This window comes from Kribbella sp. NPDC005582 (assembly GCF_040605415.1).
In the GTDB taxonomy this organism is placed as follows: Bacteria; Actinomycetota; Actinomycetes; order Propionibacteriales; family Kribbellaceae; genus Kribbella.
This window is the reverse complement of the sequence record NZ_JBEXCU010000002.1, coordinates 239,745-262,411: the sequence shown is the minus strand read 5'-3', so window position 1 is coordinate 262,411 and position 22,667 is coordinate 239,745. Positions and strand designations below refer to the sequence as shown.

21 protein-coding genes are annotated in these 22,667 nt (G+C 68.4%); 11 read left to right on the top strand and 10 right to left on the bottom strand.

Annotated elements, in window-relative coordinates:
- The first annotated feature begins 111 nt into the window (after window positions 1-111).
- Both ABZS29_RS12830 and ABZS29_RS12825 read left to right on the top strand, forming a co-directional pair.
- Window positions 112-891 carry a hypothetical protein gene (locus ABZS29_RS12830; protein ID WP_355461351.1) on the top strand — a complete coding sequence of 260 codons (780 nt, stop codon included), beginning with the start codon at window positions 112-114 and terminating at the stop codon, window positions 889-891.
- Between the two features lie 176 nt (window positions 892-1,067).
- On the top strand, window positions 1,068-1,328 hold the full coding sequence (locus ABZS29_RS12825) for a hypothetical protein (RefSeq protein WP_355461350.1): 261 nt from the start codon (window positions 1,068-1,070) through the stop codon (window positions 1,326-1,328).
- On the opposite strand, the gene ABZS29_RS12820 is transcribed toward ABZS29_RS12825, so the two are convergent.
- Window positions 1,325-2,266, bottom strand: coding sequence for a helix-turn-helix domain-containing protein (locus ABZS29_RS12820; RefSeq protein ID WP_355461348.1), 942 nt, complete (start codon window positions 2,264-2,266; stop codon window positions 1,325-1,327). The genes ABZS29_RS12825 and ABZS29_RS12820 overlap by 4 nt on opposite strands.
- An 85-nt stretch (window positions 2,267-2,351) precedes the next feature.
- On the opposite strand from ABZS29_RS12820, the gene ABZS29_RS12815 reads away from it, so the two are divergent.
- Window positions 2,352-3,116 carry an MBL fold metallo-hydrolase gene (locus tag ABZS29_RS12815; RefSeq protein ID WP_355461346.1) on the top strand — a complete coding sequence of 255 codons (765 nt, stop codon included), beginning with the start codon at window positions 2,352-2,354 and terminating at the stop codon, window positions 3,114-3,116.
- A 113-nt stretch (window positions 3,117-3,229) separates the two neighbouring features.
- On the top strand, window positions 3,230-3,700 hold the full coding sequence (locus ABZS29_RS12810; RefSeq protein ID WP_355461345.1) for a lamin tail domain-containing protein: 471 nt from the start codon (window positions 3,230-3,232) through the stop codon (window positions 3,698-3,700).
- Here ABZS29_RS12810 and ABZS29_RS12805 read toward each other — a convergent pair.
- Window positions 3,697-4,938, bottom strand: coding sequence for a M1 family metallopeptidase (locus tag ABZS29_RS12805; protein WP_355461343.1), 1,242 nt, complete (start codon window positions 4,936-4,938; stop codon window positions 3,697-3,699). The two genes, ABZS29_RS12810 and ABZS29_RS12805, sit on opposite strands and share 4 nt — an antisense overlap.
- A gap of 11 nt (window positions 4,939-4,949) precedes the next feature.
- Window positions 4,950-5,807: an MOSC N-terminal beta barrel domain-containing protein gene (locus ABZS29_RS12800; RefSeq protein WP_355461341.1), complete on the bottom strand. Its 858-nt coding sequence runs from the start codon at window positions 5,805-5,807 to the stop codon at window positions 4,950-4,952.
- Window positions 5,808-5,882: 75 nt separating this feature from the next.
- Here ABZS29_RS12800 and ABZS29_RS12795 point away from each other — a divergent pair, with 75 nt between their 5' ends.
- Complete coding sequence (locus ABZS29_RS12795) at window positions 5,883-6,371, top strand: helix-turn-helix transcriptional regulator (RefSeq protein WP_355461339.1); 489 nt, start codon at window positions 5,883-5,885, stop codon at window positions 6,369-6,371.
- On the opposite strand, the gene ABZS29_RS12790 is transcribed toward ABZS29_RS12795, so the two are convergent.
- Window positions 6,372-7,178, bottom strand: coding sequence for a fused MFS/spermidine synthase (locus ABZS29_RS12790; protein ID WP_355461338.1), 807 nt, complete (start codon window positions 7,176-7,178; stop codon window positions 6,372-6,374).
- Window positions 7,179-7,304: 126 nt separating this feature from the next.
- Between ABZS29_RS12790 and ABZS29_RS12785 the strand changes: the two genes are divergently transcribed.
- Complete coding sequence (locus ABZS29_RS12785) at window positions 7,305-8,297, top strand: malate dehydrogenase (protein ID WP_355461336.1); 993 nt, start codon at window positions 7,305-7,307, stop codon at window positions 8,295-8,297.
- A 339-nt stretch (window positions 8,298-8,636) separates the two neighbouring features.
- On the opposite strand, the gene ABZS29_RS12780 is transcribed toward ABZS29_RS12785, so the two are convergent.
- The 3 genes from ABZS29_RS12780 to ABZS29_RS12770 all read right to left on the bottom strand — a co-directional run bounded on the left by ABZS29_RS12780 (window position 8,637) and on the right by ABZS29_RS12770 (window position 16,138).
- Window positions 8,637-11,909, bottom strand: coding sequence for a S8 family serine peptidase (locus ABZS29_RS12780; RefSeq protein WP_355461334.1), 3,273 nt, complete (start codon window positions 11,907-11,909; stop codon window positions 8,637-8,639).
- Between the two features lie 93 nt (window positions 11,910-12,002).
- The gene (locus ABZS29_RS12775) at window positions 12,003-15,365 is read right to left on the bottom strand and encodes a S8 family serine peptidase (protein WP_355461332.1); all 3,363 of its coding nucleotides are present in this window, start codon (window positions 15,363-15,365) and stop codon (window positions 12,003-12,005) included.
- Window positions 15,366-15,493: 128 nt separating this feature from the next.
- The gene (locus ABZS29_RS12770; RefSeq protein WP_355461330.1) at window positions 15,494-16,138 is read right to left on the bottom strand and encodes a transporter substrate-binding domain-containing protein; all 645 of its coding nucleotides are present in this window, start codon (window positions 16,136-16,138) and stop codon (window positions 15,494-15,496) included.
- 129 nt (window positions 16,139-16,267) lie between these two features.
- On the opposite strand from ABZS29_RS12770, the gene ABZS29_RS12765 reads away from it, so the two are divergent.
- Both ABZS29_RS12765 and ABZS29_RS12760 read left to right on the top strand, forming a co-directional pair.
- Window positions 16,268-17,539: a glycoside hydrolase family 18 protein gene (locus ABZS29_RS12765; RefSeq protein WP_355461328.1), complete on the top strand. Its 1,272-nt coding sequence runs from the start codon at window positions 16,268-16,270 to the stop codon at window positions 17,537-17,539.
- On the top strand, window positions 17,540-18,211 hold the full coding sequence (locus tag ABZS29_RS12760) for a phosphotransferase (protein WP_355461326.1): 672 nt from the start codon (window positions 17,540-17,542) through the stop codon (window positions 18,209-18,211). It begins immediately after the preceding gene.
- On the opposite strand, the gene ABZS29_RS12755 is transcribed toward ABZS29_RS12760, so the two are convergent.
- A complete protein-coding gene (locus ABZS29_RS12755) occupies window positions 18,157-19,113 on the bottom strand; it encodes a helix-turn-helix domain-containing protein (RefSeq protein WP_355461324.1) in 957 nt (318 codons plus the stop codon). The two genes, ABZS29_RS12760 and ABZS29_RS12755, sit on opposite strands and share 55 nt — an antisense overlap.
- Window positions 19,114-19,184: 71 nt before the next feature.
- On the opposite strand from ABZS29_RS12755, the gene ABZS29_RS12750 reads away from it, so the two are divergent.
- Window positions 19,185-19,487: a cupin domain-containing protein gene (locus ABZS29_RS12750; RefSeq protein ID WP_355461322.1), complete on the top strand. Its 303-nt coding sequence runs from the start codon at window positions 19,185-19,187 to the stop codon at window positions 19,485-19,487.
- Here the strand turns inward: ABZS29_RS12750 and ABZS29_RS12745 are convergent.
- Window positions 19,472-20,116, bottom strand: a complete 645-nt coding sequence (locus ABZS29_RS12745) for a helix-turn-helix domain-containing protein (RefSeq protein ID WP_355461320.1) — start codon at window positions 20,114-20,116, stop codon at window positions 19,472-19,474. The two genes, ABZS29_RS12750 and ABZS29_RS12745, sit on opposite strands and share 16 nt — an antisense overlap.
- Before the next feature lie 73 nt (window positions 20,117-20,189).
- Here ABZS29_RS12745 and ABZS29_RS12740 point away from each other — a divergent pair, with 73 nt between their 5' ends.
- Window positions 20,190-20,621 (top strand): VOC family protein, encoded by a 432-nt coding sequence (locus ABZS29_RS12740; RefSeq protein WP_355461318.1) that lies wholly within the window; start codon window positions 20,190-20,192, stop codon window positions 20,619-20,621.
- 92 nt (window positions 20,622-20,713) lie between these two features.
- On the opposite strand, the gene ABZS29_RS12735 is transcribed toward ABZS29_RS12740, so the two are convergent.
- Window positions 20,714-21,700: a pirin family protein gene (locus ABZS29_RS12735; RefSeq protein ID WP_355461316.1), complete on the bottom strand. Its 987-nt coding sequence runs from the start codon at window positions 21,698-21,700 to the stop codon at window positions 20,714-20,716.
- A 103-nt stretch (window positions 21,701-21,803) separates the two neighbouring features.
- Between ABZS29_RS12735 and ABZS29_RS12730 the strand changes: the two genes are divergently transcribed.
- Window positions 21,804-22,667: a bifunctional methylenetetrahydrofolate dehydrogenase/methenyltetrahydrofolate cyclohydrolase gene (locus ABZS29_RS12730; RefSeq protein ID WP_355461314.1), complete on the top strand. Its 864-nt coding sequence runs from the start codon at window positions 21,804-21,806 to the stop codon at window positions 22,665-22,667.

Genomic DNA, 22,667 nt, shown 5'->3' with positions numbered 1-22,667 from the left:
GCGGCGGGTAACCGGCCGCGCCCAGCGGCAGACAGTACGGCGGTTGACTCCGAAGGACGACCGCTGGCTCGGACTGCGCGCGGTGGCGGGAAGCGGCGTCCGCTCGTCGCGGTGGCGGCCGTGCTGCTGGTGATCACGCCGATCTCGTGGATCCTCCTGCACCAGCCGCAGAACGACGCGGCCGATGCTTCCCTCCCGATCGGTACGCGCACCGACGACTCCTACGCGACCCCCAGCACCGTCCCGGTCGACGCCCCCACCAGCACTCCGCCGAAGACCCCCTCGGCCACGCCGACAGCACCTCCCACGGGCACCCCGACCACCTCGGTCACCCCCACAGCACCGCCCACGAACCACCCCACGAACACGCCCACCACGGAACCCACGGACCACCCGACGAGCACCGCCACCAAGGTCCCCACCGAGCCGCCGAACACTCCCCGCCCCAGCACCACCCCGACGGACAAGCCCACCAACACGCCGCCACCCCCGCAGCCGCCGCCACCGACCGATGACGGTGACATGGACGGCAATGAGCAGCAGCTGTTCAACAGCATCAACAGCGCCCGCCGCAAGAACGGCTGTGTCGACCTGAAGAGCGACACCAGCATGACCCGAAGCGCGGAGGCCGATGCCGCAGATCGTGCCGCCAACAACACCGTCAACAGCGGCGACACCGACTCGAAAGCCAACGTGGGCGGTGAAAGCTGGTCGGCGGATCAGGCCTTCGACCGGATGATGTCGGAGAACCGGAGCACCCTGCTGAACTGCAGCTTCACCACCATGTCCGTCGGACGCGGCACGAAGGGCTACGACACCGGCGCGCTCTGCGGGCTCGGCATCGGCTGCACCCACCACACCCGAGTGGCCTGGGTAGCCATCTTCCGCTAGGCACGACCTTCCGAGGGACAGGACGTATACGCCCACGACAGCCCCGGTCCGGCGTATCGGAGCCGGCGCATGGGCGGCCACACAGGTATACGTCCTGTCGTTACGGCCGTCGAGATGTCGCGGGTGTTTACCGGTGGCGGGTGCGACGATAGGGGGAGGCGACGGCGGGAGGGTGCATGTTCGGGGAACGTGAGGGCCTGGATCCGGAGCGGCCGGCGCATTTCGGGATTCCGCCGGACGCGTTGGCGGACGAGCGGCCTGATCGCCGGCCGGAGGAGGCCCGGCGGATGGGGTTGAGCCGGCACACCGAGGAGGGCGCGGTGCTGTCGTTCGCTTCGGGGCTGGACCGGGGGAAGACCGGGCACCGGTTGATGGCCTGGATCTTGCTGGTGACGTTCGCGGCGCCGGCGGTCTACACATTGTTCTGGCTGCTCTAGGCGAGGGCGAACTCCTGGCGGTGGCGTTGCGGCGTCGTACCGAGGACGGCGTGGAAGTGGTGCCGGAGGGCTGCGCTGCTGCCGAAGCCGCTGGCGGTGGCGACGCGTTCGACCGGGTGGTCGGTGGTTTCCAGCAGCAGGCGAGCGCGATCCAAGCGTTGCTGCAGCAGCCAGGCCTGTCCTGAGCTGCCGGTGCGGGCGCGGAACTGCCGAGTGAACGTACGCCGGGACAGCGCCACCGCAGCCGCCCATTCGTCCAACGAGACCGGCTGGTCGAGCCGCGCCCGCGCCCACACCATCGCCTTCTCGATCACGTCGTCGCTCGGGTCCGGCGGGATCGGCACCGGGATGTACTGCGCCTGCGAACCACTGCGGTGCGGCGCGATCACGATGCTGCGGGCAACCTCCTCGGCCGCCTCCACGCCGTACTGCGTGCGGACGAGATGCAAGCAGCAGTCGAGCGACGCCGCCGTACCGGCCGAGGTCAGGACGTCGCCCAGGTCGGACCACAGCACATCAGCCCGTACGGCGACCTCCGGGCGCCGCGACTGCAGTTCCGCGGCAAAGCGCCAGTGCGTCACCACCTCACGGCCGTCGGCGATACCGCTGACGGCGACCAAGAACGCGCCCATGCACAACCCGACTACGGTCGCCCCACGCGCATGCGCCCGTCGGATGACCGACAACAGGTGCTCCGACGGCTCCAGCGACGGATTCCAGCTCGGCAGGATCACCACGTCCGCAGTGTCCATGATCGACAGGTCCTGCTCCACCGTGATGCCGAACCCGGCATTCGTCCGCAGCGCTCCAGGCCGCTCGGCACAGACCTGTACGTCGTACCGATCCGGCCGACCACCGGGGTCGCCGAGCACCAGGCACGGCACGGTCAGATGGAACGGGCTCATCCCGTCGAAGGCGAGCACGGCGACAGTACGCATGCCCGCACTCTAGCTGGCCCGATCTTCACAGACTATGGCTCGCGGGCCAATGGTCAACCGGCCCCGCGCGACGGAAGATCGAGCCATGAAGATCACGCACATCGGCGGCCCGACCGCCCTGTTCACGTACGGCGGCCTGACCTTCCTGACCGATCCGGCCTTCGACTCGCCGCGCGAGTACACGATGCCGACCGGCCGGAAGATGGAGAAGCTGACCGGCCCGGCGATCCCGGTGGCCGACCTCGGCCCGGTGGACGTCGTACTGCTCTCGCATGACCAGCACCTCGACAACCTCGACGAGTCCGGCCGCGCGCTGCTGCCGTCGGTCCCGACCGTCCTGTCGACACCGGGCGCGAGCGACCGGATTCCCGGTGTCCGGGGTCTGGAGAACTGGCAGTCCACGGAGCTCACGCGTCCGGACGGCGGTGTCGTGACGGTGACCGCCGTACCGGCTCTGCACGGACCGGAAGGAGCGGAGGCCGTGCTCGGCGTCGTGACCGGCTTCGTGCTGCAGAGCGCGGACCAGCCGACGGTCTACGTCTCCGGCGACAATGCGTCGGTCGATCTGGTCAAGCAGATCGCCGACCGCTTCGGTCCGTTCGATGTCGCGGTCCTCTTCGCAGGTGCCGCGCGGACCATCCTGCTCGACGGCGCGAACCTCACCCTGACGTCGGCCGAGGCCGTCGAGGCCGCCCACCTGCTGGCGCCGGCGACCATCGTCCCGGTCCACACCGAGGGTTGGGCGCACTTCACCGAAGGCCCCGATCAGTTCGCGCAGGCGTTCGCCGCGGCCGGTCTCACCGACCGGCTGCGACTCCTCGAGCACGGGGTCGCCACCGAAGTTCATTGAGCCCTTGACGAACACGGAGCGTAACTTCTAAGGTCACAGCGCCGGGGGAAACCGGCAGCAGCAGTTCATCGCAGGGCCGGGGGGAATCTGGCCCACTGCCGAAGGGGAAATCTGTGTTCGCAGGACGTTTCAGCACGCCCATCGCCGGGATCGCGGCGGCGGTTGTCGCCGCCGCTGCTCTGGTCGCGCCGCTGCCGGCCACGGCCGCGGCACCGCCGTTCCTGGTCGCCGGGATCCAATACGACCCGGTCGGCCCGGACACCCGGGACAACGCCCAGATCAACCGCGAGTACATCAGCATCCGCAACAACACCACCAGGCCGCTCAGCTTGAAGGGCTACCGGATCCGGGACGCCGCCAGCCACGTCTACTTCTTCCCGCCGACGTTCGTGCTGCCGGCTCGCACCACGGTCCTGGTTCACACGGGCAAGGGCCGCAACAGCGCGTACCACCTGTATTGGGGTTCCAGTTGGTACATCTGGAACAACGACGGCGACACCGCCCGGCTGCAGAACTCACTGAACAAGGTGATCGACTTCTGCACCTACAAGCCGGTCGCCGGCCGTGCCGGGGTCGCCTGTTAGCCGATCCCGTGCTCGCGCCAGAACGGCCCGAGCTCGACCGTGCTGGCGGCCTGCGCAGCGGCCTTGAAGTCGGCCGGGGTGACCACCCCGTGCCAATGGGCCTTCGCGTAGGACGCCAGCAGCCGGTCCATCGCCGGCGTACCGATCAGTCGCTCCAGCTCGTGCAGCATGCAGGAACCGTAGGTGTAGACAAAGGTTCCGTACGACGTGTCGTGCGCGCCCCAGTAACCCATGTCGCGAGTGATTGCTACCGGCAACGTTCCTGGCCAGCACCCGGCGCGATGGTCGCCCTCGAAGACATCGGTCGCGTACGTCGCGAACGCCTCGTCCAGCCAGGGATCGGCGTACTCGTTGTTGCCCACGAGGCCGTACCACCATTGATGGGCGACTTCGTGGACGACCGGACTGCTGGGTGAGATCAGCAGCACGAATCCCGGGTACTCCATCCCGCTGAAGGCCGTCCATCGATCGTTCAGCACCAGATCGAGCTCATGATCCGGGTACGCGCCGAACCGGCGGCCGAACTCGTCGAGCGCCGCGGTGGCATCAGCTTGAGCCGACGAGACCGCGTCCGCCGTTACGGTCGGCGTCGCCCACGTCCGCACCGTCACACCACCTGGTGACGTCGTCGACGTCGTACGGAACGGACCGGCCGCCCAGGCGAAATCCCTTGCCTGCTTGGCGATCGCGACTCCATCGGTCGTCACTCCGGTCGACGGTACGGCGAGATTGCCGGTATGCGTGAGCCGCACGGCGAAGTCGGCGGCAACCGTGTAGAAGCTCTCCCCGATTCCCATGTCGCGCTCGAGATGCCAACCGGCCGCATCACGGACGGCCAGCACCGGAAGGGCGTTCCCGAAGAAGCTGAACTCGCCCGACCGTCCGAACCGATCCTCACGCTCGGGCGCGGTGAGCTTCACGTCGAAGCTGATCGAGGCCCGCTTCCCGGGCTGCAACGCTTCTGGCAACGAAAAGCGAACCACCGTGCAGTCGTCCGTCGCCACCCCACCCGTCACCGCGACCGCACCACAACCGCGCGAGTTGCCCCACAGCCGCACGTAGACCTCGCGGAGCGACTCCGTCGCTGTGTTCGTGAAGCTGACAGTCTCCCGGCCGGACCAGGTCCGGCCGTCCGGCGTACCGGTCAACTCCACCTCGTACGACGGCACGCCGGGCGTCGAGGGCGTTGCTACGAGCAACCAGATCGGGGCCAGCAGCAACAAGAGGAGCCGGTGCACAGCTCCGGAGGCTACCGGGTGGTGGGCGCCGGATCGGTTCCGGCCGGGATCCAGTCGTGTACCAAGATCTCATCACCGACAGCGACCGTCCCGCCGGTCAGCACCGCCGCCTTCATCCCGAAACTGACCCCACCGCCGTACGCCGGCTCGCGGCGATAGGAGGCCAGGGTGCGGGTGGGTTCGGGCCCGGCCTTGCGCCCGGTTGCCTGGTCGACGGTCGGCACCGCGCACCGGATCGAGCGCGCCGAGTAGCCGATCTCGACCGCTCCGGCCGACATCCGGAGCACGCGATCCTCGGTGTGCGGTTCGGACCAGCCGGAGACCACAAGGTTGGGCCGGAAGCGGTTCATCGGGATCGCCTCGCCGCCGCGGCTGGTGATCCGTTCGTTCAGCTCGTCGAGCGACGACAGCGACGTGATCAGCAGCGCATGCGCGTCACCGAAGCCGGTCTGCCCCTGATGCACACCCCAGCCCGGCCGATCGTGCTCCGGCGTCACCCGAACCAGGCCGACAGGCCGGCCGAGCCGCTCCGAGAACCACTCGTCGGCCGCCGCGGCCTGGACCACACCCTGCCCGAACCACTTGGCGAACAGGCTCACGTCGCGCCGCTTCCCGTCGTACTGGATCGGTACGGCGAGCTCCGGCGCATCCGCCGCGGACAGCCGCAAGGTGTCGCCGTCAAGCTCGGCCCGCAACGCCGCCATCGCGGGCACCGACCGCTGGCTCAGGAAGGCGCCATCGACGTCGACCAGCATGAAATTGCGGTCTCCGACGATCCCGGTCGGACCGATCTCGGCCCGCTCGACCGGCACCCCGGACAACCCCTTGACGGGGTACTGGACCAGGGCAGCCACGCGCGCAACAGACATGGCGCCATCCTACCGGCCGCGGTCACTTGAATTGTTTGATCATGTTGACTTATGTTTGATCGCGAGGAGGTTGCCATGCAGCTGGAAGCGTTCGCCGGCGCTCTGCAGCGCGTCCGTCAGGATGCCGGTCTCACCTATCGCGAACTCGCCGATCAGGCGCACTACTCGCATGCTCACCTGGTCCGCGCGACCAGTGGGAAGCAGCTGCCGAGTTGGCCGGTGACAGTCGCGTTCCTGACCGGGTGCGGCGTACCGGCGGAGCTGTTGCCGATCTGGCGGCGGCACTGGGAGTCGGCCGCCCGCGACCCGCAGGACGTCAGCGAGCTGCTGCGCGCGGCCGCGACTCCACAGGACCTCGGCGCTGCCCTCACCGCGCTCACCAGGCCGCGCTCGCTCCGGTCGCTGGAGCGGCTCACCGGCATCCCGCGGGCGACCTTGCAGAGCTGGCTGCGGGGCGGCCGAGTGCCGCGACCGGATCGGCTCGATCAGTTCATCCTGGCGCTCGGCGCGAGCCGCACCGAGCGCCTCGCCTTCAGCGACTGCGTCGATCGCCTCGCCAGCTGATCAGGGACGGAAGGTCCCCGGTGGAGCGGCGGGCGGCGCGAACCCGTCGCTATCGGTCAGCGCGGCCGCCTTGCCGGCCAACTCGGTCAGCGGCATCACGTCGTACGGCGGCTGAGCGCGGCGACCGATCGCGGTCAGGTCGGGCACGGGCTGCCGGGACGCCAGCAGGATGACGTTGCCGAACCCCTTCCCGCGGAGCACCTTGCGCTCGGCCAGCACCACGCCATCGCCTAGCGCGCCCAGCACAGTGGCCGCCGTACGGCGGATGAACGGCAGACCCGCCTGGCCGTCGATCAGGTTGGCGATCAGGAGGCCGGTCGGGCGGAGTACCCGAGCGCATTCGGCGAAGAACTCGGTAGTGACGAGGTTCGCCGGCACCGCTTCCCGCTCGAAGGCGTCCAGGATCACGACGTCCATCGAGTCGTCGTACAGGTCGGTGATCCCGGCGCGGCCGGTGGCGCCGCGCACCTTGATCCCGGATCGCTTCGGCAACGGCAAGGCCTCGCGGACGAACTCGGTCAGGTCCTCGTCCGGTTCGAGCACGATCTGCCGCGACCGCGGCCGGGTGGTCGCGACGTACCGGGGCAGGCTGAGCGCGGCGCCGCCGATGTGGGTCACCGCGATCGGCTGGCGGCGCGGCGTCACGGCATCCAGTACGTCGGCGATCCGGCGCATGTACTCGAACGGCAGATTGGTGGGATCGGCCAGGTCGACCTGGGACTGCAGGGACCCGTCGACGCGCAGTACGAACGTGCCGTCCGGCGCCGCATCGACCGTCGCCGTCCCTGATCCAACCTTCCGCTCCACCCGGCCATCCTCTCAGCTCGACGAGTTGTGGCGGGGTGTGAGCAAGTCGGTGGCTACCCAGGGTTGGGGGCGGGAGGCGTTGTTGCTAGCGTCCGAGGGACAGAGAATGCACAGATTGGAGCTGTCGTGAGCATTACACCGGTAAAGGTGGCCGTCACCGGAGCCGCCGGGAACATCGGCTACAGCCTGCTGTTCCGGATCGCGAGCGGTGCCCTGCTCGGCCCGGACACCCCGGTGGAGCTGCGGCTGCTCGAGATCACCCCGGCGCTGAAGGCGGTCGAGGGCGTGGTCATGGAGCTCGAGGACTCCGCCTTCCCGACGCTGGCCGGGGTCGAGATCGGCGACGACCCGAACGTCATCTTCGACGGCGCCAACGTCGCGCTGCTGGTGGGCGCGCGGCCGCGGACCAAGGGTATGGAGCGCGGTGACCTGCTCGAGGCCAACGGCGCGATCTTCACCGGCCAGGGCAAGGCGCTGAACGACCACGCCGCCGACGACATCCGGATCACCGTCACCGGCAACCCGGCCAACACCAACGCGCTGATCGCCAAGAGCAACGCGCCGGACATCCCCGCCGAGCGTTTCTCCGCGCTGACCCGCCTGGACCACAACCGGGCGCTGGCGCAGCTGGCGCGCAAGGCCGGCGTACACGTCACCGACCTCAAGAAGCTGACCATCTGGGGCAACCACTCGGCCACCCAGTACCCGGACATCTTCCACGCCGAGGTCGCCGGCAAGAACACCGCCGACTTCACCGGTGACACCGACTGGCTCGAGAACGACTTCATCCCGACCGTCCAGAAGCGCGGCGCGGCGATCATCGAGGCCCGCGGCGCCTCCTCGGCCGCCTCGGCCGCCGCCGCCACCATCGACCACACCCGCGACTGGCTGCGCGGCTCCGCCGACGGCGACTGGCTCTCGATGGCCGTCGTCTCCGACGGTTCCTACGGCGTCCCCGAAGGCCTCATCTCCTCCTTCCCCGTCACCACCAAGGACGGCAACTGGGAGATCGTCCAGGGCCTCGAGATCAACGACTTCTCCCGCGCCCGCATCGACGCCTCCACCGCCGAACTGGCCGAAGAGCGAGACGCCGTCCAGGCCCTCGGCCTCCTCGGCTAGGACACCGCCTCCGGCGACACCGTCACGACGTGAGCAGAAGCCTCCGCCACCCGGCGGAGGCTTCTGCACGTGTACTCCAGCCACTCACCAACTCCGGCGTCCCGCCGCGTCCATGCCTGACGCACACCCACAAACGCCGCCTCAACCCGGTTGGTGAGTGTGGGCGGTCCGCCCCAACACCCACGCCGCCGGTGGTACACACCTTGCCCCGCACCCCCCAACTGAGGGGATATCCACTCAGTCGGGGGGTTGCCCCTTGAGAATTTCGGTGGGCAACCCCCCAACTCCAGGGATAACCACCGAGGCGGGGGGTTGTCCTTCGACGGCGGCTGGCGGTGGTTACTTCAGCTGGTACGCAGAGATGGTGGTTTGGTCGGTGGTGTTGCCGGAGCGGTCCACCAGGTGGGAGCGCAGCGAGACCGTGGGACCGGCGGGCGTGGTGAAGGTGGCTTTGTAGCCGCCTGCGCTTCGGGTCACCTTGGCGGTCGTCCAGGTGGTGCCGTTGTCGCCGGAGACCTCGACCTGGAGCGACTTGAGGTGCTTGGCGCCGTCGACGACCACCGGCAGGGTGGTTACCTTGGTGCGAGGGCTGACGTTGTGATCGTCGACCTTCGGCCGGAAGCCGACGGTGGTGATCGGCAACTGGCTGAACTCGGTGGTCGCGGCCGAGGTGAAGGTCGCAGTCAGGTCGACCCTGGTCGCGAACGGCAGGACCGACTGGGTGCCCGTCGTGACCAGCTTGTACGTCGCCTTCTCCGCCGGCTGTCCTTCGGCCCCGACAGAACCGAAGCGGTCCGAGGTACCGATCGTCTCGCCGTTGCGAGTGAGCACGCTGCTCGCCGAGTCGACGAGCGCACGCCCAATGGCACCGTCAGCGTCGCCGGCGTTGCCGATCGAGACGCCCACCTGGTCCTTATAGCGGTTCACCGTGCCCCGCGGACCGAAGGCGGCCGCGTTGAACCGCTCGCGATAGGTCCGCCCCGCCTGGTAGTGCTTCAGCGGACCGGTGAGCGACCAGCGGGGGTCCTCGAACGGGCCCGACGTCGTCTCCTCGAGCCTCGTGGTCCAATCGGCCGCCGCGTCGACGTAGTACCGGAGCGACCGCGGGGTATCGAGGTGAACGGCTCGCGCCGCGGTCCAGCCAACGCCCGGCATGGTCGGGAAGATGAACGCGATCGCCTGCCTGTCAGTGGTCGCGTTCACCTGGGTGTCGACCACGGCCAGGTCCCGCGGCCGCACGGTCCGGTTGTATCCGGTGGGGAACTCGCCCGGCTGACGCGCCGACAAGGCATACAGGTACGGGGTGTTCGTGAAGAACCCATCAGCGCCCCGCACGCCCCACTGCGACGCCACGTGTCCGACCATCTCGTCTTCCGACAGCTTGGGGCCGGCACTGTAGGTGTACACCGTTCCGTTGGCGAAGTTGCCCAGCTCCGTGCTGTAGCCGGCATTGACTCCCGGCTTGGTCCGGTCGAACCCGGCGGCGAAGTCGGCCTGCTCGGCACCGGCCTGCGGTGCTTTCGTCACGACCTGCTTGGCCTTGCGGGCGTCGAGCACCACGGTGGCATCACCGTCGAGCAGCACCTGCGGAGCGACCAGCTCGAAGAAGATCCAGTCCTCTTCGCCCCGCTCGAACTCCGAGAACTGGCTGACCAGGTACTCACCCGGCGGCAGCTGAATCTTGGCCATGCCATCCGCCCCGAGCTCGTACGACGTCGCTACGCCCGAGTTCACGTCGTACACCCTGATCGAGTAGTCCGACGGCTTGCCGTCGTTCGCGATCGCCTGCACGGTCAGCGTGTGCGCCTCGATCTGCTTCTCCACACCCACCGGTACGACGACCGTCTGGCCACCGCCCGTCGCCGTGATGCGACCGGAGTACAGGCCGTCCGGCCCGCTGTGATTCGTCTTCGAAGTCGCTTGCACAGAAGCGGTTCCGCCGGCCGGCACCGTCACCGTGTTGGCGCTCAGAACCAGCGCATCCGCGGGAGCCGCGGCGCCCGTACCATCGGCGTACGTCGTCGCCAGGTTCAGCGTGATCGCCTGGTCGCCGAGGTTGCGGTAGGTCAGCGTCTTGGTGACCGGCTCGTCGTCGTTGTGCGGGAAGGTCGCCAGACCGAAGGACACATTGCCCTCCGCAGCGACTACCGTCTGCTTGATGGCCGAGGTGAGATTGATCCGCCCGGCGCCCTGCTGGAACGCGGTCTGACCGTCGATCACCTTGGCCGAACCCATCAGCGTGCTCTTCAGTTCACCGGCCTTCCACGACGGGTGTTCCTGCGCCAGCAGTGCTGCGGCACCAGCGGTGTGCGGCGTCGCCATCGACGTACCGTTGAGGCGCAGGTACTGGTCGCCGACCGGCTCACCGATACTCGAGTTCTTCGCCTTGGCCGCAACGATTCCGACGCCGGGCGCCGTCACGTCGGGCTTGATCGCGCTGTCGCCGAGCCGCGGACCTCTGCTGGAGAACCAGGCCAGCTCGTCCTGCTTGTCGACCGCGCCGACCGTCAGCGCGGCCTCGGCGCTGCCCGGCGACTCGACGGTTCCGGCCCCGTCCCCACTGTTGCCAGCGGCAACGACAAACAGGGTGCCGGTCTCCGCGGTCAGCCGGTTCACGGCCTCCTCGATCGGGTCGATCTCCGGGGTGTCCTCACCGCCGATGCTGAAGTTGACGACGTTGGCCTTGACCTCCTTGGCCGCCCACTCCATCCCGGCCAGCATGTCGGACTCGTAGCAGCCCTCCGCGACGCAGATCTTGCCGTCGTAGAGCTTCGCGTCCGGCGCCACCCCCTTGTACTTCCCGCCCGACGCAGCGCCAGTTCCGGCGATCGTCGAGGCGACGTGCGTCCCGTGGCCGATGATGTCTTCGGCCGACTCGGTGGTGAAGTTCTTCGCGCCCGCGACCTGGGTCGCGAGGTCCGGGTGCGTCGCGTCGATGCCGGTGTCCAGTACGGCGACCGACACGCCCTTACCGGTGTAGCCGGCCTTCCACGCGTCCGGCGCACCGATCTGCGGCACCGACTGGTCCAGCGTGATCTTGCGCTTGCCGTCCAGCCACAGCTTGCTGAACCCGGCAGTGGCGGATCGCGCCCTCGGCTTGCCGAGGAACGCGGCCGCCTTCGACTTCTCCACGTCCAGCGCCGCACCCTTGATCGACGGCAGGTCCCGCGTCACCTTCGCCCCGGCCGGCGCGCTCCGCTTGGCCGACTTCCCGTCGTACGTCGCCAGCACCGGAATGACCTTGGACGACGCGTCGTCGTACCCGGCCTCGATCAGCGCGGTCACGTCGAACAGCCGCCGGTCCAGGCGTCCCTCGCCGACCGCCTTGATCTGGTCGGCCGGAATCACGTACGAGTGGTTCTTGACCCGCTCGGCCCGGAACCCGATGCCCTCTCGCCCAGGCCCGGGCTGCACCGACTGCTTCGCCGGATCGCCGCCGTGCAACACAACCCGGTCACCGGTGATCAGCGTGACCTGCACATCTTTACCACCGGCCTTGCCCTGTACGGCGGGCGCCGGCGCTGCCACTGCCCGCGCGCTCACACCGGTCAACGCGAGACCCGCGACCGCCAGTACGGCGATCGCGGGCCTCGTTCTCGAACTCCGAGCCACGATGGGTCCTCCCCAGGTTTCGGATGGATCTCTGCTGGCCCTTGAAACGGAACCGACCATCCCCTGGGTTGCACCTACCGGACTATTCGATCCTCATCGAATCCGGTAGGCGCTGATCGTGGTCTGGTCGGCGGTGTTTCCGTGGGTGTCGACCAGATGGGTCTTCAGGGAGATCGTCTTGGCGCCCTTCGGGGTGGCGAAGATCGCCTTGTAGGAGCCGTGGCCGGCGGGCGCGACCGCGGCTTTGTGCCAGGTCTTGCCGTTGTCGCCGGAGACCTGGAGGTCGACCTTCTTGACGGCCGGCAGGGCGCCGTCGGGCTGGGCGACCAGGGAGAACGGCAGGACGGTGACCGGCTTGCGGTCGGCGAGGTTGTACTGATCGACCTTCGGCTGGTAGCTGACGCCGACGAGCGGGATCAGCGTCTCGGCAGTGGTGGCCGCCGAGGTGAAGGTCCAGGTCAGGTCGGTCCGGGTGCTGAAGGCCGAGTAGGTCTGCCGGGTCATCGACGACTGGAAGGTGTACTTCGCCTTCTCGGCCGGCAGGTTCTGGGCGTAGGCCTCGCCGAAGGTGTCGGACTCGGCGACGACCGTGCCGTTGCGCAGCAGCTTGCTCGACTGCGTGTCCGCCCGGGTGGCGCCCTTGTTGCCGTCGGCATCGGTCAAGCCGTAGGCCAGCACCAGCAGCTCGTTCTCGGCGCGGCCGGCGTAGGCCGGTGCCGGCGTGAAGACCGCTGCGTTGAAGCGCTCGCGGTACTTCTTGCCGGCCTGGTACTCGCGGAACGGTCCCTCGAGTTTGGTGATGGTGTCCGGGAAGGGGTTCTCCGGATCCGTGCTGGGCTGGATCTCACTCACCTCCGTGCCCCAGGCGACCGATTTGGCGTCGGCGAAGACCTTCGTCGAGGTGGGCTGCTTGTAGTCCAGCACGATCGACCAGCCGCCAGCCGAGGCGAAGACGACCCGCTCCACCATCCGGTCGCTGGCTGCGTTGATCTGCTGCGTGACCTCGGCGAGCTCCTTGGCCTTCACGTTCCGGACGAATCCGGTCGGGAAGTGCCCCGGCGTGAGGTTGTACTGCGCGTACAGGTACGGCGAGTTGGTGAACCGGCCGTCGCTGCCCGGCTTGGCCCACTGCGAGGCGACGTACCCGGTCAGCTGCTCCGGCGGCAGATCCGGTCCGACCTGCGCGGTATAGACGCCGGCGAAGTCGAACAGCAGCGCCGACGAGTCCAGTCCGCCCTGGCCGTCAGCGGTACGTCGCTGGTAGCCGACGGAACCGACGGCGAGCTTCGCCTCGGCGTTCGGCACGGTCACCGTGAGCGGCTTGGCGAGCCGGGCGTCCAGATCGGTGCTGGTGTCCCCGGTCAGCTGCAGGTTCGGCTGCACGATCGAGTAGAACGAGCCCTTGTCCGGGTCGGCCGGGTCCGGGACGAACTGACTGCCCTCCACGATGTAGCCGGCCTTGGGCAGCCGCACGCTGAGCTCGTCCTGGTCGGTGTCGTAGAAGTTGAACGAGTTGTCGTCGAGACCGAAGACGAGCACCGACGGCGGGGTCGGCTTGCCGTCCGGACCGGTCGCCCGGACCTTCAGCGTGTAGCTCTCGACCTCCTTGTTCACACCGATGCCGGTGACCACCGAAGTGCCGGCCGCGGTCGCGGTGACCCGCCCGGAGTACGCGCCGTCCGGTCCACTGTGCTTGGTGTTCGAGGTTGCCTGCACCGACGCCGTACCGCCGGCCGGGACCGTGACGGTGTTCGCACTCAACTGCAGCGCACCCGCCGGGGCCGCCGTACCGGTCGGGTCGGCCAGGGTCGCCGCCAGGTTCAGCGTGACGGGCTGGTCGCCCAGGTTGCGGTAGGTCAGCGTCTTGGTGACCGGCTCGTCGTCGTTGTGCGGCCAGACCGCGGTTCCGAACGACAGGTTGCCCGGATCGGTCACCACGGTCTGCTTGATGCCCTTGGCAACATCAATCCGGCCCGCGCCCTGCTGGTACGTCGTCTGGTCGGCGGCCGGCTTCGCGGAACCCATCAGCGCGGACTTCAGCTCGCTCGCCTTCCAGTTCGGGTGCTCCTGCGCCAGGATCGCCACTGCGCCGACGGTGTGCGGCGTCGCCATCGACGTACCGCTGAGGTTCAGGTACTTGTCGCCGACCGGGTCACCGATCACGCCGTCCTTCGAGCGGGCGGCGACGATGTCGACGCCAGGTGCGGTGACGTCCGGCTTGACCGCGCCGTCGCCGAGCCGCGGGCCGACGCTGGAGAAGTCGGCGAGCTTGTCCTGCTTGTCGACCGCGCCGACCGTGAGCGCCGCATCCGCGCTACCCGGGGACGAAACCGTCCCGGCGCTGGGGCCACTGTTGCCTGCGGCAATCACAAACAGCGTGCCGGTCTGGGCCGTCAGCCGGTCGACCGCCTCTTCCAGCGGGTCGATCTCCGGGGTGTCGGTACCGCCGAGGCTGATGTTGGCGACGGTCGCCTTGACCTCGGTCGCGGCCCACTCCATCCCGGCGATGATGCCGGAATCGGTGCACTCCTGGAGCCCGCAGACCTTGCCGTCGTACAGCTTGGCGTCCGGGGCGACACCCTTGTACTTGCCGCCCGAGGCCGCGCCGGTGCCGGCGATCGTCGAGGCGACGTGGGTGCCGTGACCGACGAAGTCACCATCCGGCTCGGAGGTGAAGTTCTTCGCGCCGGCGACCTGGGTCGCCAGGTCCGGATGCGTCGCGTCGATGCCGGAGTCCAGCACCGCGACCTTGATGCCCTTCCCGGTGAAGCCGGCCTTCCAGGCCTCCGGCGCACCGATCTGCGGTACCGACTTGTCCAGCAGCAGCTCGCGCTTGCCGTCCAGCCAGATCTTCTCGACGGCGCTCGCCGAGCGCGCGCCCGTCGCGCCGGCCAGGAAGGCGCCGGCCTTGCTCTTGTCGATGCTGAGCGCCGCGCCGTTGACGACCGGCAGCTGGCGGGTCACCGTCGCCCCCGGTACGGCGGAGCGCTGCTTCGCGTTGGCCGCATACGTGACGATCACCGGGATCGCCTTGGCCGACTTGTCGTCGTACTTCGCCTTGATCAGACCGGTCACGTCGAACAGGCGCCGGTCCAGCCGGCCGCTCGCCAACTGCTGCCGGACGTCGGACGGTACGACGTAGAGGTGGCCCTTCACCTGGTAGCTGCCGAACGCGATCCCGCGCCGGCCGGGCCCAGGCTCGACGGTTGCCTTGCCGTTGCCGTGCACGGTGACCCGGTCACCGGTGACGAGGGTGACCTTGATGGTCGACTGCTCGGTCTTCTTGGCCTGGGCCTTGGCGGCCAGTGGTGTCGGTTGAGGTTGAGCTGCAGCTGCTTGGGCCAGGCCTGACAGGCCGATCCCCAGGGCTGCGATCGAGGCGACAGCGGCAATGCCGGCACGCCTCGATCGTGGCGTAGATACCACGATGAGTCCCTCCCATTCGGTTGTCCTCACGCGGGCTCACCGATCACCCTCACAGTGCGGATTCGGTGAGCCACTCACCGTTAGATGTCCAGAGAACACCTATCGGTTGCACGAACCGGCTGCCTTGGCAGGAACCTGCAACATTCGTGACCGATTGACTACGCTGCGAACTCGCTGACGAGGGCATCCAGGAAGGCGATGGTCTCGGGCTTCCGGCTTCTGGTCGTGCCGACGGCTTGCTGAATCTGCATAAACGGTTCGTCGATCAGCCGGTACGCCGGGTGCTCGACGACCCACTGCGTGACGGGTTGCCGGATGCCGGCTCCGACCTCGAGCCCCTCGGCGCGGAACACGTCGACGCCTTCCTCGCCGCGCACCACCGTCGCTGCCTGCAGCGTCCGCGTGAGGTACAGGTCGTACGCCGAGCCTTCCTTCACGCCGATCCGGATCCCCGCGGCATCGACGTCCGCGACCGTACTCAACGCCGAGTCGTCCGGTACGACGAAGACGCCCTCGATCGCCAGGTACGGCGCGGTGAACGCGACCTGATCCGCACGCGCCGGATCGATCGCCAGGAAGCAGATGTCGGCCCGGTCGGTCGTGATCGCCTCGAACGACTTGCGGGCCGCGTCGAAGCACACGAACTCCACCGGTACGTCGAGCCGGCGGCCGATCTCGCGGGCGATGTCGACGGTCACACCCCGCGGCTCGTCGGGCGTTCCCTGGGCCAGAACGGGGTTCCCCAGGTTGATCGACGCCCGCAGTACGCCGGTCGGTGCCAGATCGTCACGCACATTCGTCATGGCTGCGACCCTAGTCCGGCGCTCGATGGCAGCAACTTGCCGCACGGGTTTGGTAGGGACATTGTGTAAATCGTTGGAGGAGCCCTACTGTCAGGGATCCTGTCCCTTGACCGCCCGTTGGGGAGTCGAATGAAGCGTCGAAGTATTGGACTGTTGGTGGCTGCGGCGACCGTGCTGGCGGGAAGTACCGCCGTACCGGCCGAAGCGCACGGCAGGAGTCAGCGTGTGGTGGGCTATTACACGCAGTGGAGCGGGTACGACCGGAACTTCCTGGTCAGTGATCTGGTGAAGAACGGGTCGGCCGAGCGGCTGACTCACATCAACTACGCGTTCGGGTTCGTCGACGAGCAGGGGAACTGCTACAGCAGCGACCCGTGGGCCGATTTCCAGCGGCCGTTCAGCGCCGAGCAGAGCGTGAGCGGGGTCGCCGACCAGCCCGGTCAGGTGCTGAACGGCAACCTCAACCAGCTGAAGCAGTTGAAGCAGAAGTTCCCGAAGCTGCGGATCAGCATCTCGCTCGGCGGCTGGACGGGTTCGAAGTACTTCTCGAACGCCGCCCTGCCGGCGACGCGCGCAGCGCACGTGAAGTCCTGCACGGACCTGTGGATCAAGGGCAACCTGCCCGGTCTGCCGGCCGGCGCCGCGAAGGGCATCTTCGACGGCATCGACCTGGACTGGGAGTGGCCGGCCAGCGAAGGCAACCCCGGCAACGTGATCCGGCCCGAGGACAAGCAGAACTTCACCGGTCTGGTGCACGAGTACCGCAAGCAGCTCGACAAGCTCTCGTGGCCGTTCAAGGGCCGCTACAACCTCACGGCATTCCTCCCGGCGGACCCGGCTCAGGTCGACCGGGGGTTCGAGGTGCGCAAGCTCTTCAAGGACCTGACCTTCGGAACCACGCAGGGCTACGACTACCACGGCGCCTGGGATCCGCAGACCAACCAGCAGTCCGCGATCGACGGGCCGGCGGGCGACCCGACGCCGACCGAGTTCAGCTCGCAGGTCACGATCGACGCCTATCTGAGCCGCGGTGCGCCGCGGAGCAAGGTGGTGCTGGGCGTTCCGTTCTACGCGCGCGGCTGGACCGGCGTGACGAACGCGAACAACGGCCTGTTCCAGAACGCCACCGGCCCCGCGCCGGCGACGTACGAGGAGGGCTACGAGGACTACCGGATCCTGAAGACGCAACTGTCGTCGTTCACGGTTCACCGCGACACCAAGGCGGGCTTCGCCTGGCTGTTCGACGGTACGACGTTCTGGACCTGGGACGACCCGGTCGAGATGAAGCGCAAGGCGCAGTACATCGCGCACCGCAATCTCGGCGGCGCGATGATCTGGTCGCTCGACGGTGACACAGCAAATGGGGAGCTCATTTCGGCGTTGCACCGTAATCTTCGCTGAGTGGATCTTCAGAACGTGATGGACCGGTTCGGCGCTTCGGAGGCCGAACCGGTTCTCGTCGGGATGTCAGGAGCGACTGTCGTCCGGCTCGTCCGAGGCCGGAAGAGGCTGTACTACAAGAGCGGTGAGGGCCCGATGGCCGCCGCGATCAGCGCCGAAGCGGATCGGATGGAGTGGCTCGGCTCGACCGGCTTCCCGTGCCCGCAGGTCGTTGACCGAGGCAACAACTGGGTGCTGACCGCCGAACTGCCCGGGCGCGACGCGTCGCAGGACTGGCCGGCCGCCGATCGGCCTGCTGTGATCGCCGCCCTCGCGGAGGGCCTGCGGCTGCTGGACTCGTTGCCAGACTGCCCGTTCGACTCCCCGTTCCCCGGTTCGGCGAGTGCCGTCACCCATGGCGACTACTGCGCGCCGAACGTCTTCGTCGACCCCGAGACGCTCAAGTTCTGCGGCGTTCTCGACGTCGGCCGGCTCGGCGCCGGTGATCGCTATCTCGACCTCGCGCTGATGGTGAAGAGCCTGTCCAACGGCCTCAACCCCCAGTACGGCGGCCCCTCGGCCGCGCAGGCGTTCGTCGCGGCGTACGGAGGCGACTTCGGCGATCCGCGGATCCAGTCCTACATCGACCTGGACAACTCCGGCGCGTTCGATCCGCGGAACGACCTGCGGTAGGCGCTGGGCGTCGTACCGACTGCTTTGACGAAGCGGCGGCGGAGGTTGGTTGCCGAGGACAACCCGGTGCGATGGGCGATGGTGTCGATCGGGAGGTCGGTTTCCTCCAGCAGGACACAGGTTCTGGCGATCCGCTGGGCGAGCAGCCACTGGCCGGGCGCCGTACCGAGTTGATCGGTGAAGCGGCGAGCCAGGGTTCGCGGCGAGATGCTGAGTTGTTTGGCCAGTTCCTCGATGCCGATCGGCTCGGCGAGATGCTCGTTTGCCCAATCCAGCAAGGCGGCCAGCGATTCGCCGGCTGGCGGCTGCTCGTCGGCGCGGTACTGCACCTGCCCGCCTTCGCGATGCGGCGGCATCACCATCCGGCGGGCGATCCGAGCGGCGTACGCGGCGCCGTGGTCATTGCGAACCAACTGGAGGCAGAGGTCGTAGCCGGTGCCGGATCCAGCACTGGTCGCGATATCGCCGTGGTCGATGTAGAGCACATCCGGATCCACCTGTACGGCGGGGAACCGCTGCTGCAGGTCGTCGCAGTACCGCCAGTGAGTGGTGGCCCGGCGGCCGTCGAGCAGACCCGTCGCCGCGAGAGCGAAAGCGCCGGAGCAGATGCTGACAAGTCTCGCGCCGCGGTCGTGGGCTCGTTTCAGGGCGCGCAAGATCGCAGGCGACGGCTCGCGATCCTTGGGGAGCCAGCCCGGGACGACGATGGTGTCCGCGTGATCGAGGGCGCGGAGGCCGCTCGGGGCGATCACATCGAAGCCCTGCACGGTCCGGATCGGACCGGGGCGTTCGGCGCAGATCGTGAACCGATAGCGGTCGGAGTTGAACACACCGGCCACGCAGCCCAGCTCGAAGCTGCCCTGCGGTGCCGAGACCAGCGCGACGACACGATGTGTGCTCATGGCAGAAAAGTACCTGCTCAGGACTATTCAGACACTGGGGTCGATCGCTCGGATTCGTCAGGATCGACGGTATGGAATGGATTTCGGCAGCAGACGTACCAGCTCGTGAACTCTTCCCCGGCATTCGGCTCCGAACGCTCTGGAAGGGCGGGGCCGCCTCGGCGCACGTACTCGAGATGGAACCAGGGTCGTCGTGGGAGGGCATCGATGTCCACGATCCGGGCCCGGAGGAGGTGTTCGTGGTCGACGGCGTGTTCAACGACGGCGAGCGCGACTACCCGGCCGGGTCGTTCATCCATGCCCCGGCCGGATCGTCGCACGTTCCGCAGTCGACCGTGGGCTGCACGTTGTTCCTGTTCTACCCGGAGGGCTGAGCCAGGAGCAGGTCGAACAAGGAATCGGCCAGCCAGGTTTCGTAGCGGTCCCAGGTCCAGCCGCGTTGGTTGACGAGGCGGTCGGCGAGGTCCGAGCCGTTGATCGACCAGAACACGTCGGCCGCCGTCTCGAGGTCGACCCGCAACCCGAACTTGTCCGCCAGGTGGCCCGCGATCGCGCGACTGCCGAACTCGAGTTCGGTGTCCAGGGTGCGCAGGTACTCGGCCAGATCCTTGTCCCCACCGGCAGCCTGGGCGCGGGCCATCCGGACCAGCGCGTTGGTTCGCTCGGCGATCCGCCGGGCAATTCCGGCGTACAGGCTCAGGCACTCGCGCGGATCGGTCGCGGCGATCATCGCGCGGTAGCCCGGACGGTCGATCAGCGGGATCGGCTCGTCGTCACCGGCCAGCGCGACGTCGTACACGGCCTTGAGGACGGCCGGCTTGCCGCCGATCACGTTGTAGACGGTCTGGACGCTGACGCCGGCCTCGGCCGCGATCGCCGCCAGCGTCGTCCCGAGGTAGCCGCGGTCGAGAAAGAGCGTCTCGGCGGCGGCGAGCACCCGGCCCCGGGCCAGCGCGGTCTGCTCGGTGCGGAGCGTGCTGGTGTAGCGGCGTTTCTCCGTCACGAACAGCTCCTTGACAATTCGATGGACCTGGATTCAAATCAATTGCATGGGGTTCAATTCTAGGGGGGACGGGATGCAGGCGGAACTGGACGGAATTTTCGGCGTCAAACTTCCGGTGCGCGACCTTGCCGCCGGACGGAGCTGGTACGAGCGGGTCTTCGACCTGACACCGCGCTACGAGTTCCCGGACGAGGGCGGGATCGTCCGGGGCGTCGTGTACGAGGCGGCGGGGCTGGGCAACGCGAAGTTCGCGCTGCGCGAGCGGCCGGACATCGCCGGGCTGTCCGGGTTCGACCCGGTGCTGTTCGGGATCAAGGACAAGGCCGCCGCCGACGCCTGGGCCGCGCACCTGACCTCGCTCGGCATCGAGCACCGGGTGGTGCGAGCGACGATCGGGTGGCTCGTCATCTTCCATGACCCGGACGGCCTGGAGATCCATCTGTACAGCTGGGAGGGGCACGGCGCAGACATGTCCGGTACGCCGGGGAGTGGTCGAGCCGTCTGATGTGGGGTCCGCCGGATCGAGGGGAGCGGCGGACCCCAGCTAGCGCGGCGGGCCGGTGAAGATCGGCAGGGGATCTCTTCCAGGTCCGCAGGTCAGTTGGACTGGTGGAGCTCCGTGCCGAGCCCGTGCACGGCCGGGATCGAACCGAGCTTGCCGGCCTGGAAGTCCTCGAACGCCTGGATGACCTCGGCGCGGGTGTTCATCACGAACGGCCCGGCCATCGCGATCGGCTCGCGGATCGGCCGGCCGCCGATCACCAGTACGTCGAGGTTCGGCTCGGCCTGTGGCTGCGTGCGGGCCGCCGCCGTACGGATGGTGTCGCCGGGACCGAAGACGGCGAGTTGTCCCTTGCGGAACGGGCGACGCTCGGCGCCGACGGTGCCCTGACCGGCCAGCACGTACACAAGCGCGTTGTAGTCCGGCTGCCACGGCAACACGAGCTCCGCGCCCGGGCTGACGGTCGCGTGCACCAGACTGATCGGCGAGTACGTCGACCCCGGGCCGTCGTGGCCGTCGACCGAGCCGGCGATCACGCGGATCAGCGCGCCACCGTCGTGCGTGGACAGCAACGCCGAGTCGCCACCGCGGATGTCCTGGTACCGCGGCGCCGCCCACTTCTGCGCCTTCGGCAGGTTCACCCAGAGCTGTACGCCGTGGAACAGCCCACCGCTCGTGACGAGGTGCTCCGGCGGCGTCTCGATGTGCAGCAAACCGCTGCCGGCCGTCATCCACTGGGTGTCGCCGTTCGAGATGACACCGCCGCCGCCCTGGGAGTCCTGGTGCTCCATGATCCCGTCGAGCATGTAGGTGACGGTCTCGAAGCCGCGGTGCGGGTGCCACGGCGTGCCCTTGGGCTCACCCGGCGCGTACTCGACCTCGCCCATCTGGTCCATGTGGATGAACGGGTCCAGGTCCTTCAGATCCACGCCCGCGAAGGCGCGCCGTACCGGAAAGCCTTCGCCTTCGTACCCACTCGGGGCCGTGGTCACGGACTTCACCGCCCGCTCCCGCGCGACGGCCGGGTCCGGCTGGTGGATGCGGGGCAGCACGGTGATGTCGCTGACGGTCACGGCGGGCATCGGGGTCTCCTCTGGTTCAGATAGTTCAAGAATAAACTATCTGACCGAACCGCGGCAAGGGCGGGCGGTATTCCCGGTGGTCCGCATGGCAGACTCTTGCCTCGTGACCGCGCAGATTCTGGATGGCAAGGCAACGGCGGCAGCGATCAAGGACGAACTGAAGGTCCGGGTCGCGAAGCTGGCGGAGCAGGGTGTGGTTCCCGGGCTCGGGACGATCCTGGTCGGCGACGACCCCGGCAGCCGGGCCTACGTCGCCGGCAAGCACCGCGACTGCGCGGCGGTCGGCATCGCGTCGATCCAGGTCGAGCTGCCCGAGACCGCCACCCAGGAAGAGATCGCGGCCAAGGTCCAGGAGCTCAACGACGACGCCGCCTGCACCGGCTTCATCGTCCAGCTCCCGCTGCCCAAGCACGTCGACACCAACACCATCCTCGGCCTGATCGACCCCGTGAAGGATGCTGACGGGCTGCACCCGGTCAGCCTCGGCAAACTCGTCCTCGGCCAGGACGGCCCGCTCCCCTGCACCCCCAAGGGCTGCGTCGAACTGCTCCGCCGGTACGACGTACCGATCGCCGGCGCGCACGTGGTCGTCGTCGGCCGCGGCGTCACCGCCGGCCGCCCGATGGGCCTGCTCTTCACCCGCCGCTCCGAGAACGCCACCGTCACCCAGTGCCACACCGGCACCACCGACCTGGCCGCCGTCGTCCGCACCGCCGACATCGTCATCGCCGCCGCCGGCTCCGCCGCCCTGATCACCGCCGACATGATCAAGCCCGGCGCCGTCCTCCTCGACGTCGGCACCAGCCGCTCGGCCGAAGGCAAGATCGTCGGCGACATCGCTCCCGAAGCTCGCGACCAGGCCGCCTGGATCGCCCCCATGCCCGGCGGCATCGGCCCGATGACCCGCGCCATGCTCCTCACCAACGTCGTCGAGGCCGCCGAGGCCGCCACCCCGAATCGAGCGTGA